The sequence below is a fragment of the Roseivivax sp. CAU 1753 genome (assembly GCF_054482575.1).
Genome location: NZ_JBTLRF010000005.1, coordinates 75,975 through 89,779 on the forward strand (window position 1 = coordinate 75,975; position 13,805 = coordinate 89,779).

Genomic DNA, 13,805 nt, shown 5'->3' on the forward strand with positions numbered 1-13,805 from the left:
CGCGCCGGGAGCCACGCGTGGCCAGGCGGTCCGTCATGGTCATGCCCTGGCCAGTCGGCCGGTCAAGCCATCGCGGTCAACCGGTCGCGGCGTGATCAGCGGCCTCGCCCAGATCGTTGAAGAGCGCGAGCACCTCGGCGATGATCCTGGCGCGAACCTCGGGGGTGTCCATCAGCACCTCGTGTTCGCCGCCGGGGATATGGATCAACTGGCCTTGCGGCCAGGCCTGCATGCGCGCCTCGATCCGGGCCAGATCGACGATCCGCTCATTGGTGCCGACAAAGGTAAGGCAGGGGATATCGGGGGCGGGCAGGCGCGACAGCGCACGGCATTCCTGCAGCGCCTCGTTGAGCCAGCGCAGGGACGGGCCGCCGAGGGCCAGCTTCGGCTCTGCCGCGATCTGGGCGCGCATGTAGTCATACGCGTCGCGGTCGCGGGTCAGCATGTTGGTGTCGAAGGCTTCGGTGACGACATAGCTTTCGGGCTTAGTGCCGGGCGCGATGGTGTGGCCGAGCCCCATGCGCGACGTGCTCCAGCTGAGCGCCCATGCGGCCGGGCGCGCCACCGGAGAGATGCGGATGCCCCACATCGGGCCGGTAAACACCGCCGAGGCCACAGGCAAGTCGTTGACCAGGGCGCGCAACCCGATGCAGCCGCCCATCGAGTGACCGATCAGGTGCCAGGGTTTCGGCAGGCCCGCGGACTCGGCCCAGGCGACCACCGCGTCGACATCGTGCTGGTAGTCGTGGAAGACGTCGACATGGCCGGTGCGATGATCGTCCAGAAGCCGCTCCGACAGGCCCTGACCGCGCCAGTCGACACTGATCGTGTGATAGCCGCCCGCCGCAAGATCCGCCGCGGTGCGCCCGTATTTCTCGATGTATTCGGTGCGCCCGGGAAACAGCAGGACAGTGCCCTTGACGGTCCGCCCCGCCCCCACAGGATAGTGCCCGAGACGCAGCCGCTTGTCATCGACCGACCGGATCCAGACGGCATGAGCGCCCTCGGGACCCTGTGCCTGTTCGGCGAGGAAGGGGGCTGCTTCGGTCATCAGGCCAGCACACCCGCGAGCTTCATCGCCATGCCCATGTCGCCCTCGATCGACAGCTTGCCGGACATGAAGGCGGCGGTGGGGTTCATCTCGCCCTCGAGGATCTGGCGGAACGTATCGGCGTCTGCGGTCATCGTCACGTCGGCCTCCTCGTCGGCGGCGCGCGCACCGGAATCGTCCATCATTACAGCGCCTTCCCCCTGGATGTCGAACTTGGCGGTGCCGCCGATGTCCTGGCCGGCCAGCTTTTCGTTCAGGGCCGCGACAGCCTCGTTGATGATATCGCTCATGCGCGTTGTCCTCCATGTGATCCGGTCCGGGTGGCATTTCCCGAACAGGGCGCTAATCTGTTCGGCACCATGAGTAGGACAGCCCTCAAGATCAATTCTATCGTTGCGGCATTTGTCGCGCTGGTCATGTATTCCTTACCCCAGCAGACCGATGCCGGGGCCGAAAGCGACCGCGCCGCCGAACTGATGCGCGCGCTGGCGGATGCCGCCGACGCCGCCGAGGCACAGCGGCTGGAGCGTGAAGTGCAGCTGGAATGGTCGAAATCCGGGTCCGCGTCGATGGATCTGCTGTTGAAGCGGGGCCGCGACGCGCTCGAGATCAATGCGCTCGACCATGCCGAGGATCATCTTTTGGCCCTGACCGACCATGCGCCCGACTTCGCCGAGGGGTGGTACACGCTGGCGCAGGCCTATTACGCGAACGAACGGCTCGGGCTGGCGGCGGATGCGCTGGAGCGCACGCTGGCGCTCAATCCGAATCACTTCGGCGCGCTGCAGGGCCTCGGCACGATCCTCGAACAGCTTGGCCGGTCCGAACTGGCCTACCGCGCCTTTACCGCAGCCGGGGCATTGCGTCCCTTCGACGAGGATGTGACAGAGGCGCTTCGGCGGCTCGATGTCGCGGCAAACGGAACCCGTCTCTGATCGGGGACGGCAGAGGGCGCATTCATGGAAATGAAATCCCGCGTCGCGGCCGTGCTGGGCCCGACGAACACGGGCAAGACGCACTACGCGATCGAGCGGATGCTCGGCTACCGCACGGGTATCATCGGCCTGCCGCTGCGGCTTCTGGCCCGCGAGGTCTATGACAAGATCGTCGCGGCGCGGGGGCCGGGGGTGGTGGCATTGGTCACCGGAGAAGAGCGCATCGTGCCGCCACGGGCGGCCTATTGGGTCTGCACCGTCGAGGCCATGCCCGAGGGTATGGGCACCGACTTCGCCGCAATCGACGAGATCCAGCTTTGCGCCGACCCCGAGCGCGGGCACGTCTTTACCGACCGGCTGCTGCGCATGCGGGGCACCCACGAGACGTTGTTCATGGGCGCCGACACCATGCGCGGACCGATTGCGGAGCTGGTCCCCGGCGTCGAGTTCATGCATCGCGACCGGATGAGCCAACTGACCTATACAGGTTCGAAAAAGATAAGCAGACTGCGGCCAAGATCGGCGATCGTCGGGTTTTCGGTTGAGAATGTATATGCCATTGCAGAGCTGCTGCGCCGTCAGAAGGGCGGTGCGGCGGTGGTGATGGGGGCGCTGAGCCCGCGCACCCGCAACGCGCAGGTGGAACTCTATCAGAACGGCGAGGTCGACTATCTGGTGGCGACGGATGCCATCGGCATGGGCCTCAACCTCGACATCGATCACGTCGCTTTCTCATCGCTGACCAAGTTCGACGGGCGGCGGATGCGGATGCTGGCGCCGAACGAGCTGGCGCAGATCGCGGGCCGGGCCGGGCGCGGCATGAGCGATGGCAGTTTCGGCGTCACCGGAGAGGCGCCGCCGCTGTCCGAAGACACGGTCGATGCGATCTGCAATCACCGCTTCACGCCGCTGCGCAAGCTGAACTGGCGCAACGCGAAGCTGTCCTTCGGCTCGATCGACGCGCTGGTCGCCTCGCTCGAGGTGGGCACCGACGACCCGATGCTGGTCAAGGCGCGAGAGGCGGACGATCTGCAGGCGCTGAAGGAACTGGCGACGCGCGCCGAGGTGCGGGCGCGGGCGTCGGACCCGCGGTCGGTGCAGCTGTTGTGGGATGTCTGCCGGATCCCGGACTTTCGCGGCATCAGCCATGCGGAACATGCGGGCCTTCTGGACGTCATATTCGGCTATCTGCACCAGAAGGGCGCGGTGCCCGACGACTTCCTCGCGCGGCAGGTGCACCGGATCGACCGGACCGAAGGCGACATCGACACGCTGTCCAAACGATTGGCGTATATCCGCACATGGACCTATGTCGCGCAGCGAAAGGGCTGGGTTGGCGACGAAACGCATTGGCGCGACCGCACCCGGGCGGTAGAAGACAGGGTGTCGGATGCGCTTCATGAGCGGCTGACGCAGCGATTCGTTGACCGGCGGACGAGTGTCCTCCTTCGCCGGTTGAAGCAAAAGGAGGCCCTTTTGGCCGAAGTGAACGACAAAGGTGAGGTGACCGTCGAAGGTGAATTCGTCGGACGCCTGGAAGGATTTCGATTCCGTCAGGACAAGGATGCGCAGGGTCAGGAGGCGAAAACGCTGAAGACCGCGTCGTTGCAAGCCCTGGCACCGCATTTTCATTTGCGCGCGGACCGGTTCTACAATGCGCCCGATACCGAGATCGATTATACCGAACAGGGTGGCCTGATGTGGGGCACCGAGGCAGTCGGCAAGCTCGAGAAGGGCGACGACGCGCTGAAGCCGAGGGTCGTGGCCTTTGTCGACGACGAGGCGGGCGCGGATGTGCGTCAGAAGGTCGAGCGGCGTCTGCAGCATTTCATCGACCGCAAGATCGCCAGCCTGTTCGAACCGCTGGTCAACATCCAGCGCGACGAGACGCTGACGGGTCTGGCCAAGGGCTTTGCCTTCCGCATGGTCGAGGCGATGGGCGTGCTGCCGCGCGCGCAGGTGGCCGACGACGTGAAGGCGCTGGACCAGGAGGCGCGCGGCGCGCTGCGCAAGCACGGGCTGCGCTTTGGCCAGTTCACGGTGTTCATGCCGCTCTTGCTGAAGCCCGCGCCGACGCGGTTGCGTCTGGTGCTCTGGAGCCTGGCGCAGGGCGATGACGTCTTCCCCGAAGCGCCGCCGCCGGGTCTGGTGACGGTGCCTGCGACGGCGGGCACAAGCGACGCGGCGTTCATGGTGATGGGCTATCGGCGCGCCGGGGCACGGGCGATCCGCATCGACATGCTGGAACGGCTGGCCGACATGGTGCGCACCGAGGACAGCCGCGGCGGTTTCGAGGCCAAGGCCGACATGCTGTCGATCACCGGCCTGACGCTCGAGCAGTTCGCCGATCTGATGGAAGGTCTTGGATACCGCGCCGAAAAGGGCGAGCGGACCAAGCAGAAGGCCGTCGATCAGGTGGTGCCGACCGACGAGGGCGCGGCGCGCGAGGCAGAGGTGCCCCCGGCGGACGGCGCGGCATCGGCGGATATGCCGGTTTTTGACGCAGGTCAGCCCGACGCGGTTGCGCCCGGTGCGATCACCGGAGAGGCCGACGCGGACCCGGTTACGGCGGAAGACGCGGTCGAACAGATCACCGATCACGGCGTGGCCCCGATTGCCGCCGAACCGGCGCAACCGCAGGACGAAGCACCGGTGGACAAGATGCCGAATGCGGAAACCCCCATCGGCACGGCCCCGGACACCGCCATTGCCGGCCCCGAGATGGAGGTGTTCTATACCTTCACATGGCTGGGCACCCGGCAACGCGGCGGCGCGCAGGGCAAGCCGCAGGGTCAGGGAAAAGGTCAGGGCGCGGGCCGGGGCCGGGGCGGTCCCCCCAAGGGCAAGGGCAAACCCAAGGGCAAGGGCCCCCGGGGTGCCGCGCCGCAAAAGCCGCAGAACTTCGAGGCGCGGCCCGCCAAGAAGGACAGGATCGACCCGGACAACCCCTTCGCCGCCGCGTTGCAGGGGTTCAAGGGCAAGACGTGATCGCGGGTCCCGCAGGGGCCGGAGGGCAGAACACGGCCCTCGGGGGCAAGGCGGTGCGCCATGCAGGCGGATTGCGGCCTTGACCGACCGCATCCGCATCGACAAGTGGCTCTGGCACGCGCGGTTCTTCAAGACCCGAAGCCTTGCCGCCAAGGTCGTGTCGGCGGGCCGGCTACGGATCAACAGCCAGCCGGTGTCGAAGCCCGCCGCACAGGTGGCCCCGGGCGACGTTCTGACCTTTCCCAAGGACGATCACGTGCGCATCATCCGGGTACTGGCCCCGGGCCAGCGGCGCGGCCCCGCGCCCGAGGCGCAATTGCTGTATGACGATCTGGACCCGCCGCAGGCCCGCCCGCGCGAGGCGGTGCCGCACGTGCCGCGCTTTGACGGTGGCGGGCGGCCCAGCAAGCGTGATCGCCGCCTTCTCGATCAAACCCGCCGCGATGCGCTTGAATGATGGTTGGGCTTGGTCTAGCTCTGCCGTGACACCAGAACGGACGCTTGCCCATGACCTATATCGTGAATGACGCCTGCATCGGCTGCAAATACACCGACTGCGTCGAGGTCTGCCCGGTCGACTGTTTCTACGAGGGCGAGAACATGCTCGTCATTCATCCGGACGAATGCATCGATTGCGGCGTCTGCGAGCCTGAATGCCCCGCTGACGCGATCCGCCCGGACACCGAGCCGGAAGCCGAAAAATGGGTAGAGTTCAATCGCAAGTACTCCGAGATGTGGCCGGTCATCATCACCAAGAAGGACCCGCTGCCCGAGGCCGAGGAACGCGACGGCGAAGAGGGCAAGTACGAAAAGTACTTTTCGGAAAAGCCGGGCGAGGGCGGCTGAGGGCGATTCGCCGCAACCCGCCCCGTTGCGCCGGGTTTGCATGAAGATCGCTGCGTAACTGTCCGGCACATAACGTATTGTTCCCGCCGTCCATGGCGCTGGGAACGGGTGTATTTTTGTGGTATGATCAGGGCAATGAAAGCGCTGCCTCCATATCGGCATTTGGATCTTGCGATCCATCTGTGACCTCCTTGATGACATGAAGTGAACGGAAATTCGCGTTTCCGCTCTCTTTCTGCGTCTGGGGGTTTTGGTCCGGAAGGCTTGGAATGCGCGCCCTGCGTGAGGAACCAGAATGTCTAAGTCAAACAAGTCCGAGTTTCGTCCCAACGACTACGTTGTCTATCCGGCGCATGGCGTCGGCCAGATCATGTCGATCGAGGAACAGGAAATCGCGGGCATCACCCTTGAGTTGTTCGTCATCTCCTTCGAGAAGGACAAGATGACCCTGCGCGTGCCGACGCACAAGGCAACCGAGGTCGGCATGCGGTCGCTGTCGTCGCCCGATGTCGTCAGCCAGGCGATGAAAACGCTGAAGGGCAAAGCCAAGGTCAAGAAGGCCATGTGGTCGCGCCGGGCGCAGGAATACGAGCAGAAGATCAACTCTGGCGATCTGATCTCGATCGCCGAGGTGGTGCGCGACCTGCATCGCGGCGACGATCAGCGCGAGCAGAGCTATTCCGAGCGTCAGCTTTACGAGGCCGCGCTCGAGCGTCTGACCCGTGAAGTCGCAGCCGTGTCCGGTGGCGACGAGGTCGCGGCGGCCAAGCAGGTCGACGACGTGCTGGTGTCGCGCGCGGCGTAACGTCTGCCCTGCGACCCTGCGACGGTGAAACAGTCAGGCCGTGCCCGGTTCGGGCGCGGCCTTTTTCATGGGGCGGCCATTTTCACGGGCTGACCTTGTCGACGGTGCCGGGCGGGGTGCCGGAAGCGCCGGGCCCGTCTGTCTGGTCCGGCGCGTTTGTGCCGTCTGTGCCGTCTGTGCCGTCTGTGCCGTCTGCGCCTGCCGCACTGGCCGCGGCCTTGCGGGTCTGCTGAAAATCCAGCGCCGAAAGCAGCGCGGTTTCGAGGTCCTTCTCAAGCTCGTTGGCCCGCGCGATATAGGGTTCGTTCTCGTGGAACGGCACGCCCGGTTTCCAGTGCTGCGCCAATTCGCGCACCGTCATGCGGTCGTGATGGAAGAAGGTCTTTTCCGCCTGAGAGGCTTCGAACTCGGTCAGGCCCATGTTTTCAAGCACATAGCGACCGGCGCGCAGCGAGCTGTCGAACATTTCGCGGACGATGTCATCGGCCCCGGCCTGATATAGCTCGTAGACATGGGTGCGGTCGCGGGCGCGGGCGACGATGTGCAGCGTGTCGCCGCGCAGCCTGCGCGCGTAGGACACGATCTTGGTTGTGGCCTTGGGGTCGTCCAGCGCCACGCAGAGCACGCGCGCGGTATCGATGCCCGCCGCGTGCAGCAGGTCGGGGCGCGTCGGATCGCCGAAGAACCCCTTGAATCCGAAGCGCCGCATGGTCTGGATCGTTTCCATGTCGTGATCGATCACCACCGTCGGAAAGCCGGTGCTTTGCAGCATCCGGTTGACGATTTGCCCGAAGCGGCCGATGCCCGCGATGATGACCGGTGCGGTTTCGTCGATCTCGTCCTCCTCGAAGGCGGTTTCGTCGCGCTTGATGCGGGCCGAGAGGAATTCATAGGCCATGAAGACCAGCGGCGTGAACAGCATCGACAGCGCCACGATCAGCAGGATCCGTTCGCCAAGCGCCTGGGTCAGCACGTTCTGTTGCAGCGAGAAAGACACCAGGACAAAGCCGAATTCACCGGCCTGCGCGAGGCCCAGCGTGAACAACCAGCGATCCGCCCCCCTAAGCCCGAAAGCGCGCCCGAGCACATAGAGGATCGCCCCCTTGAGCGCCATGACCCCAAGGGTCAGCCCGAGGATCAGCAGCGGCGCGGCAAAGAAGGTGGCAAAGGAAATGCCGGCGCCGACGGTGATGAAGAACAGGCCCAGAAGCAGGCCCTTGAACGGCTCGATATCGGATTCAAGCTCGTGCCGGAATTCGGAATTGGCCAGCACCACCCCGGCAAGGAAGGTTCCTAGCGCCGGGGACAGGCCCACGAGGATCATCAGAAAGGCGATGCCCAGCACGATCAGCAGCGCGAAGGCGGTATACATCTCGCGCAGGCGGGCCTGGTGGATATAGCGGAACAGCGGCCCGACAAGGTAGAAGCCGCCGACGATGATCGCGGCGATGGCACCCAGCGTCACCAGCGCCACGCCCCAACCGGGCAGGCCCTCGACCAGGCTCATGGTGTGGTGCGCGGCATCCGGAGGGGTGCGGTCGATCGAGCCATCGGGGCTGATCCGGGCGGGGCTGGCGATGGCCAGCAGCGGCAGCAGCACCAGGATCGGGATGACGAAGATATCCTGCGTCAACAGGACCGAAAAGGTCGAGCGCCCGCCATTGGTCTGGATCAGGCGCTTTTCCGACAGGGTCTGCATCACGATCGCGGTCGAGGACAGCGCGAAGATGAGGCCGACCGCCAGCGCCTGCTGCCAGGCGAGCCCCATCGCCATCGCGGCCCCCATCACCGCAAGCGTGGTCAGGCTGACCTGAAGCCCGCCCAAGCCCAGCAGCTTGTGGCGCATGTCCCAGAGCGCGCGGGGCTCAAGCTCGAGCCCGATGAGAAACAGCATCATCACCACACCGAACTCGGCGAAATGCTGCAGGTCCTCGGTGGCGGTGACAAGCCCGAAGATCGGTCCGATCACAAGCCCCGCGGCGAGGTAGCCCAGGACCGACCCCAGCCCCAGCCTGGCCGCGATCGGCACCGCGATGACGGCGGCGGCCAGGTAGATCGAGGCTTGGAACAGAAATGCGTCCATCGGCGAACGGCTCCTTTGGTTTGGGCTATTGTGCGTGCCCGAGGGGGAAGGGCAAGCGCCGCGCGTGTCGCAATTGTCGCACGGGGGCGGATTCGGGTCAGAGCGGCAGGGGTGCATCCGCCTTGAGCTGATCCATCACGATCTGGCTTTGCACCCGTGCCACCGAAGGATGCGGCAGCAGCACGTCATGGATCAGGCGGTGCAGGCCGCGCAGGTCGGGCGCATAGGCCCGCAAGAGGTAGTCGGCCTCGCCGGTGAGGGTCCAGGCCGACACGATCTCGGTCCGGGTGGCGACGAGGCGGGCAAAGCCGCGTGCCTGATCGGCGCCGTGGCTGGCAAGACTGACCTGGATGAAGGCCTGCACCGCAAGGCCCAGACGCTCGGGGTCGAGCTGCGCGGTATAGGCGCGGACCGCCCCGATCTTCTCGAGCCGCTGGCGGCGGCGACCGGCCTGGCTGGCCGAAAGGTTGAGGCGGCTGCCCAGTGTCTCGGCGGTCAGGTGGGCATCCTGCTGCAATGCCGCGAGCAGGCGGATGTCGGTGTCGTCTAGATCGATGCGGGTATCTGGCATGATTTCAACTCGTCGCGCGCGCTTGGCGCTTTCGGTCCGGTTCCATTTGGCGGGCGGGGTCGCAGCGGGCGGGGGTGCGGCAAATCCTGCGGCACCGGCGCGGGCGGCGGCCCTGACCCCGCCGGGCGCGGAGCGGGGGTTAGCCGCGCGGCAAGGCCAGGGTCACGTTGCGCCCGCCCTTGGTATAGCGCAGCTGGTCCTCGCCGATGGCCGAGACGCGCCCGCCATCGAGCCTGTCGCCCACCCCGACCTTCACATAGCGCCCGTTCGACAGCCGCACCAGCGCGCGGCGGCTGGACGGCTGGCCGTAGACGCCGATCAGGTTGATCTTGCGCAGATTGATGGCGTTGCTTTCGGTCGCCGCCTTGCTGACCGAGGTATTCGACGGAATGCTGGGGGCCACGGTGCGCGCCGCGACCGGGGCCGGGGCGGTGGAGGCCGAGGCCGTCTGCGCCCTCGGGGCCTGCGCCTGCGCTGCCGCCTGCTGCGCCTGTGCCGCCGCAACCAGCCGTTCCATGTTGGCGGGGCGCGATGACGGCCGCTCGGAGATCGCGACAGCCTGTGCCGTCGCGGTGATGTCCTCTTCAAGCTCGGCCTTTTGCGTCTCGGGGCGGACCGCAGGGCTGATTTCGGCCAGTTCCGGGCGCGACAGCCCGGTCAGGCTGGCGCGGTCGTTCTGTTCCTGCAGATCCCCGGGGCGCGGATTGGGCCGGAAGGTGTTGTATTGCTGCAAGCGCTGGAAGATCTCGGTGGTGATCGGGCGGGTGCCGTCGGCGCGTTCCGGGATCGCCTCGAGCACCGGGGGCAGGTCATCGCCCCGCAGCGGCGGCACCGCTGGCGGCAGCCCGGCGAAGATCCGCACCCTGTCGGGGTTGACGGCCCCTTCCGGGGTCGCGCGCACCAGGCCGCGTTCGTCAAGGTCGAAGACGGTGCCCGCAGGGGCCGGGATCAGCGGCGCGTCATAGGCCGGATCGCGCGCGATGGGGGCGATTGGCAGGGCGTTGGCATCGAATTGCGGCACGTTGGGATCGATGGACGCGACATAGATGTCGCCCGCGTCGCTTTCGCGGATATCGACCGGCGGTTCGGGCGCGCGTTGCCAGATGCCGGTGGCCGCATAGGTGGCCTCGGCCTCGTCGGCATTCAGACCGCGGGGCGGCGCGGCTCTCGGACCGGGCAGGGGCGCGGCGGCGGTGGTGTCGGGGTCGGGCTGCACCAGCCGGGCCTCGCGGACCGGCTCTGTCGGGTCGGGGGTCGCGAGGATGGGATCGGGGGACGCGACGATGGGGCCGGGGGTCGCGACGATGGGGCCGGGGGTCGCGACGATGGGGCCGGGGGGCGCGACGATGGGTTCGGCCGCGACATCGGGTTCTGGCGCGGCGACGGGGGCGGGCACGGAGGCCACAGGCGCCACAGGCACAACCGGCAGCGGGTCGTCCGGGACCGCCGCCAGTTCCGTCGGCGGCGGGGTGCGGAACAGCCGCGCCAGCCCATCCTCGAGGAAGACCGACGCCCAGGCCGCCACCCCCAGCAGGATGATCAACAAAAGCGAGGTCAGCATCAGCCCGAGGAACCGGGGCTTGCCGCCGACGTAATTGTCCTTCCGGCGCGCGCCGAAAACGGTCATCCGTTCGGCTTCCAGGTCGGATTTGGACTTGGCCTCGGCATCCGAGGGGGCGACCGGGGCCCTGGATTTGGCCGCGAACAGCCCGCTCAGCAGCTTCGATTTCGGTTTTGGTTTGGAATCCGGGGCGGGCCGGGCGGACGCGCCTGTCGGCACGGCGGCGCTGGTCGGCGTGGCCTCAGGGTCGGTCGCCATGCCGGGGCGCAGGCCCGCGCTGCCCGGACCCTTGCTCGTCAGACCCGACGCCGCTGCCGCGACAAGACCGGGACTGTCGATGGCCGTCCCGACCGGCGCGGTCACCGGTGGCGCGGACCCGTCGGGCGGGATTTGCGCGGCGCCGAAGCCGACCTTGCCGAGGATACGATCCTTGCGCGGCCTGGCGCTTGTATCGCTGTCCGCCTTGGCGAACACGCCCGCCACAGGAGGTGCCTTGCCGGGGGCCTTGGCTGAGGCGGTGTCAGCGACGCTGCCGACCTCTGGGGGGGCCGCGGGCGGCTCGCGCGTCAGGCTGTCGAGCACATCGGGGTCCGGGCTTTCGGGGCTGCCGATTCGGTCCGCGGCCACCGGGCGGATCGAGAGGCGCGGCGCGGGCGCGCTGACCGGTGCGCGCAGATCGACCGACGGGGCCTTCGGTGCCGGAGGAACATCGCGGCGCGCCCGCATGGACACGAAGGTGGGCGCGTCGTCGGGCAAGTTGTCGGGTGAATCGTCCGGCGCGGCGTCTGGTTCAGTGTCCGGCATGGCCAGGGCGGGCGCGGCATCCGGCCCGCCAGAGCCGGTCGCCCGGGCCCCGGCGGGTCCGACCGGTGTGCGACCGCGCGGCTGCGCCAGTGGATCGGCCGGGCGCGCGCGTACCGGATAAGGCGGGGCGGCGGAAGCCTTGGCCGTTGTCAGCGCCCCGGCGGGCGACGCGTCACGGGCGACTGTCGTATCCGGCTGCCGGGTTTGGGCCGCGGTGGCCGACGCCGCGCCGACCGAGGGCGCGCGTTCCGGCACGGGGGGCGATTCGGATTGATCTGCGAACCGATCTGCGGGCTGCGCCGCGACCTCGGGCGCAGGCTGCGGATCCGGCTCTGGCTGCGGATCGGGCACTGGGTCTGGCACTGGGTCGGGCATCGGCACGATCCGGACCGGGGCGGAATCCGCCTTGGCCGGCTTGCCCTGCCAGCTGTCCGCGGCTCCGAACGCGACCTCGCGACCGAACCCGTCACCCCGCGCGGCGACAAAGCCCACCGGCGCAAAACCATGCTCGAGCGCGAAGGCCTCGGCCTCTTCCAGGGTTTCGCGTGCAACCGCGGCGACGTGCATGCGACCGTCGCGCAGGGCCACGTCGATGCGCAACTCGTCGACTTCATAGGGCGTCTGGCCGTCCAGCGCCGCACGCGCGGCCTCGTCCACCGCCGCCGCATCCGGCGCGGGACAGTCGAGGAACTTGATCTGGTCATCGGGAATGATCAGCTTGACCGCGCCGTCGGCGGCACCCGCGTCGGATGCGGCGTGACGCAGGCGCGCCATTTCGGCGACGAGGTCGCCATCCAGTCCAGCCTGGTCCAGCGCGGCCCAGCCACCCCGGACCCGGTGCAACAGCGTAATCCCGTCGAACGACAGATTGAGTGCGAAATCAGGTTTCATGGCCGTGTTTTAACACCGCTTTCCACGACGTGGGAGTCCGCGCTTGAGGTCGCGCCAATTTAAGGCAGAGACGCGCCGACCCGCCGAATGGTGCTTGCAGCGCGGACGCCTGTCAGGAACACTCGGCATAATTCGCATCATGTCCCGGAGGTTGTTCCCATGCGTCGTTTCGTCACCTCGTTCGCCGGTCCGCTCATCGCCCTGTCGCTGCTGGCCGCGGGCCCCGGTCTCGCGCAGGAGGACAGCCGCGCGCGTATGTCCGTTTCCGGAACCGGCGAGGCCGCCGCCGTGCCCGACATGGCGACGATCCGGCTTGGCGTCATGGCGCAGGAAGAGACGGCAACGGCGGCGCTCGACGCGACCTCCGAAGTGGCCGGGCGTATCCTCGAACGGCTCACGGCGTTCGAGATCGCCCCGCGCGACATGCAGACCTCGGGTCTGTCGCTGGATCCGGTCTATACCAGGTATGACCGCAACGACGGTCGCCCGCCCGAGATTGTCGGTTTCCGGGCCTCGAACCAGATCTCGGTCCGGGTGCGCGATCTCGACCGGCTGGGCGACATTCTGGGGGCGGTCACCGGCGACGGTGCCAACACGCTGGACGGTTTGAGCTTTGGCGTGACCGACGAGACGCCGCTGCTGGACGAGGCCCGCAAACGGGCGGTGGCGGACGCGCGGCGCAAGGCAGAGCTTTACGCGGAGGCCGCGGGCGTGACGCTGGGCCAGGTCCTGTCGATCACCGAACAGGGCGGCGGTCGGCCCTATCCGATGCCGATGGCGGAAATGCGCATGGCCGCGGATTCGGTGCCGGTGGCCCAGGGCGAGACGGGATATTCCGCGCAGGTCGGGATGGTGTTCGAGATCATTCCCTGAGCCGGGCCCGCAGGTCTGCCAGCACGTAGAGCCGGATCGCCGAGGCGAGGCCGGTCTCCAGGGCGCGCGCGGCATCGATCTCGGTTGCCAGCCGATTGACGGGCTTGCCCTCGCGGCGGGCGATGTCGCGGAATTCCAGCCAGAAGGCGTCTTCCAGAGACACCGAGGTGCGATGGCCGCGCAGGGTGAGAGAGCGCTTGACCGGGCGACCGCTCATTCGCGCTCGTGCGCATCAAGGTCGCGCCTGGCCTTGTCGGCGCGGGCGTCCTCAAGCCCCCTGCGGGCTTTCGTCCGCCCGAACCTGATCGCGTTCTCGTCAGCGGTCTTGCGCTTTTCATCGCGCGCGCGGGACTTGCGGAAACGGTTCAGGTTGGTGACTTTGGCCATGCTCGGCAGT

13 protein-coding genes are annotated in these 13,805 nt (G+C 67.6%); 6 read left to right on the forward strand and 7 right to left on the reverse strand.

The annotated features are described in order from the left end of the window. Nucleotides 1–76: 76 nt before the first annotated feature. Nucleotides 77–1,051, reverse strand: coding sequence for an alpha/beta hydrolase (locus tag ACXYMN_RS11960; RefSeq protein ID WP_459013898.1), 975 nt, complete (start codon nucleotides 1,049–1,051; stop codon nucleotides 77–79). Next, nucleotides 1,051–1,341, reverse strand: coding sequence for an SCP2 sterol-binding domain-containing protein (locus ACXYMN_RS11965; RefSeq protein ID WP_459013899.1), 291 nt, complete (start codon nucleotides 1,339–1,341; stop codon nucleotides 1,051–1,053). Before ACXYMN_RS11965 ends, ACXYMN_RS11960 begins: the two co-directional genes overlap by 1 nt. A gap of 69 nt (nucleotides 1,342–1,410) precedes the next feature. On the opposite strand from ACXYMN_RS11965, the gene ACXYMN_RS11970 reads away from it, so the two are divergent. The 5 genes from ACXYMN_RS11970 to ACXYMN_RS11990 all read left to right on the forward strand — a co-directional run bounded on the left by ACXYMN_RS11970 (nucleotide 1,411) and on the right by ACXYMN_RS11990 (nucleotide 6,625). Further along, entirely contained in the window at nucleotides 1,411–1,986 is a 576-nt protein-coding gene (locus ACXYMN_RS11970) for a tetratricopeptide repeat protein (protein WP_459013900.1), read from the forward strand. 24 nt (nucleotides 1,987–2,010) lie between these two features. Further along, entirely contained in the window at nucleotides 2,011–4,974 is a 2,964-nt protein-coding gene (locus ACXYMN_RS11975; protein ID WP_459013901.1) for a helicase-related protein, read from the forward strand. Nucleotides 4,975–5,053: 79 nt separating this feature from the next. Beyond that, complete coding sequence (locus ACXYMN_RS11980) at nucleotides 5,054–5,431, forward strand: RNA-binding S4 domain-containing protein (protein ID WP_459013902.1); 378 nt, start codon at nucleotides 5,054–5,056, stop codon at nucleotides 5,429–5,431. 50 nt (nucleotides 5,432–5,481) lie between these two features. Beyond that, nucleotides 5,482–5,820 carry a ferredoxin FdxA gene (gene fdxA / locus ACXYMN_RS11985; protein ID WP_459013903.1) on the forward strand — a complete coding sequence of 113 codons (339 nt, stop codon included), beginning with the start codon at nucleotides 5,482–5,484 and terminating at the stop codon, nucleotides 5,818–5,820. 295 nt (nucleotides 5,821–6,115) lie between these two features. Beyond that, nucleotides 6,116–6,625, forward strand: a complete 510-nt coding sequence (locus ACXYMN_RS11990) for a CarD family transcriptional regulator (RefSeq protein ID WP_459013904.1) — start codon at nucleotides 6,116–6,118, stop codon at nucleotides 6,623–6,625. 82 nt (nucleotides 6,626–6,707) lie between these two features. Here ACXYMN_RS11990 and ACXYMN_RS11995 read toward each other — a convergent pair whose 3' ends face one another. From ACXYMN_RS11995 to ACXYMN_RS12005, 3 genes are all read right to left on the reverse strand, one after another. Continuing rightward, nucleotides 6,708–8,708, reverse strand: a complete 2,001-nt coding sequence (locus tag ACXYMN_RS11995; RefSeq protein ID WP_459013905.1) for a monovalent cation:proton antiporter-2 (CPA2) family protein — start codon at nucleotides 8,706–8,708, stop codon at nucleotides 6,708–6,710. Between the two features lie 97 nt (nucleotides 8,709–8,805). Then, nucleotides 8,806–9,279: an Lrp/AsnC family transcriptional regulator gene (locus ACXYMN_RS12000; RefSeq protein WP_459013906.1), complete on the reverse strand. Its 474-nt coding sequence runs from the start codon at nucleotides 9,277–9,279 to the stop codon at nucleotides 8,806–8,808. A 139-nt stretch (nucleotides 9,280–9,418) separates the two neighbouring features. Next, nucleotides 9,419–12,535, reverse strand: a complete 3,117-nt coding sequence (locus ACXYMN_RS12005; protein ID WP_459013907.1) for a hypothetical protein — start codon at nucleotides 12,533–12,535, stop codon at nucleotides 9,419–9,421. Between the two features lie 159 nt (nucleotides 12,536–12,694). Between ACXYMN_RS12005 and ACXYMN_RS12010 the strand changes: the two genes are divergently transcribed. Next, entirely contained in the window at nucleotides 12,695–13,408 is a 714-nt protein-coding gene (locus ACXYMN_RS12010) for an SIMPL domain-containing protein (protein WP_459013908.1), read from the forward strand. Here ACXYMN_RS12010 and ACXYMN_RS12015 read toward each other — a convergent pair. Together ACXYMN_RS12015 and ACXYMN_RS12020 are read right to left on the reverse strand one after the other, a co-directional pair. Then, nucleotides 13,398–13,625 (reverse strand): ribbon-helix-helix domain-containing protein, encoded by a 228-nt coding sequence (locus ACXYMN_RS12015; RefSeq protein ID WP_459013909.1) that lies wholly within the window; start codon nucleotides 13,623–13,625, stop codon nucleotides 13,398–13,400. The genes ACXYMN_RS12010 and ACXYMN_RS12015 overlap by 11 nt on opposite strands. Further along, on the reverse strand, nucleotides 13,622–13,795 hold the full coding sequence (locus ACXYMN_RS12020) for a DUF4169 family protein (RefSeq protein WP_459013910.1): 174 nt from the start codon (nucleotides 13,793–13,795) through the stop codon (nucleotides 13,622–13,624). The genes ACXYMN_RS12015 and ACXYMN_RS12020 overlap by 4 nt, the downstream gene beginning before the upstream one ends. Nucleotides 13,796–13,805 lie beyond the last annotated feature (10 nt).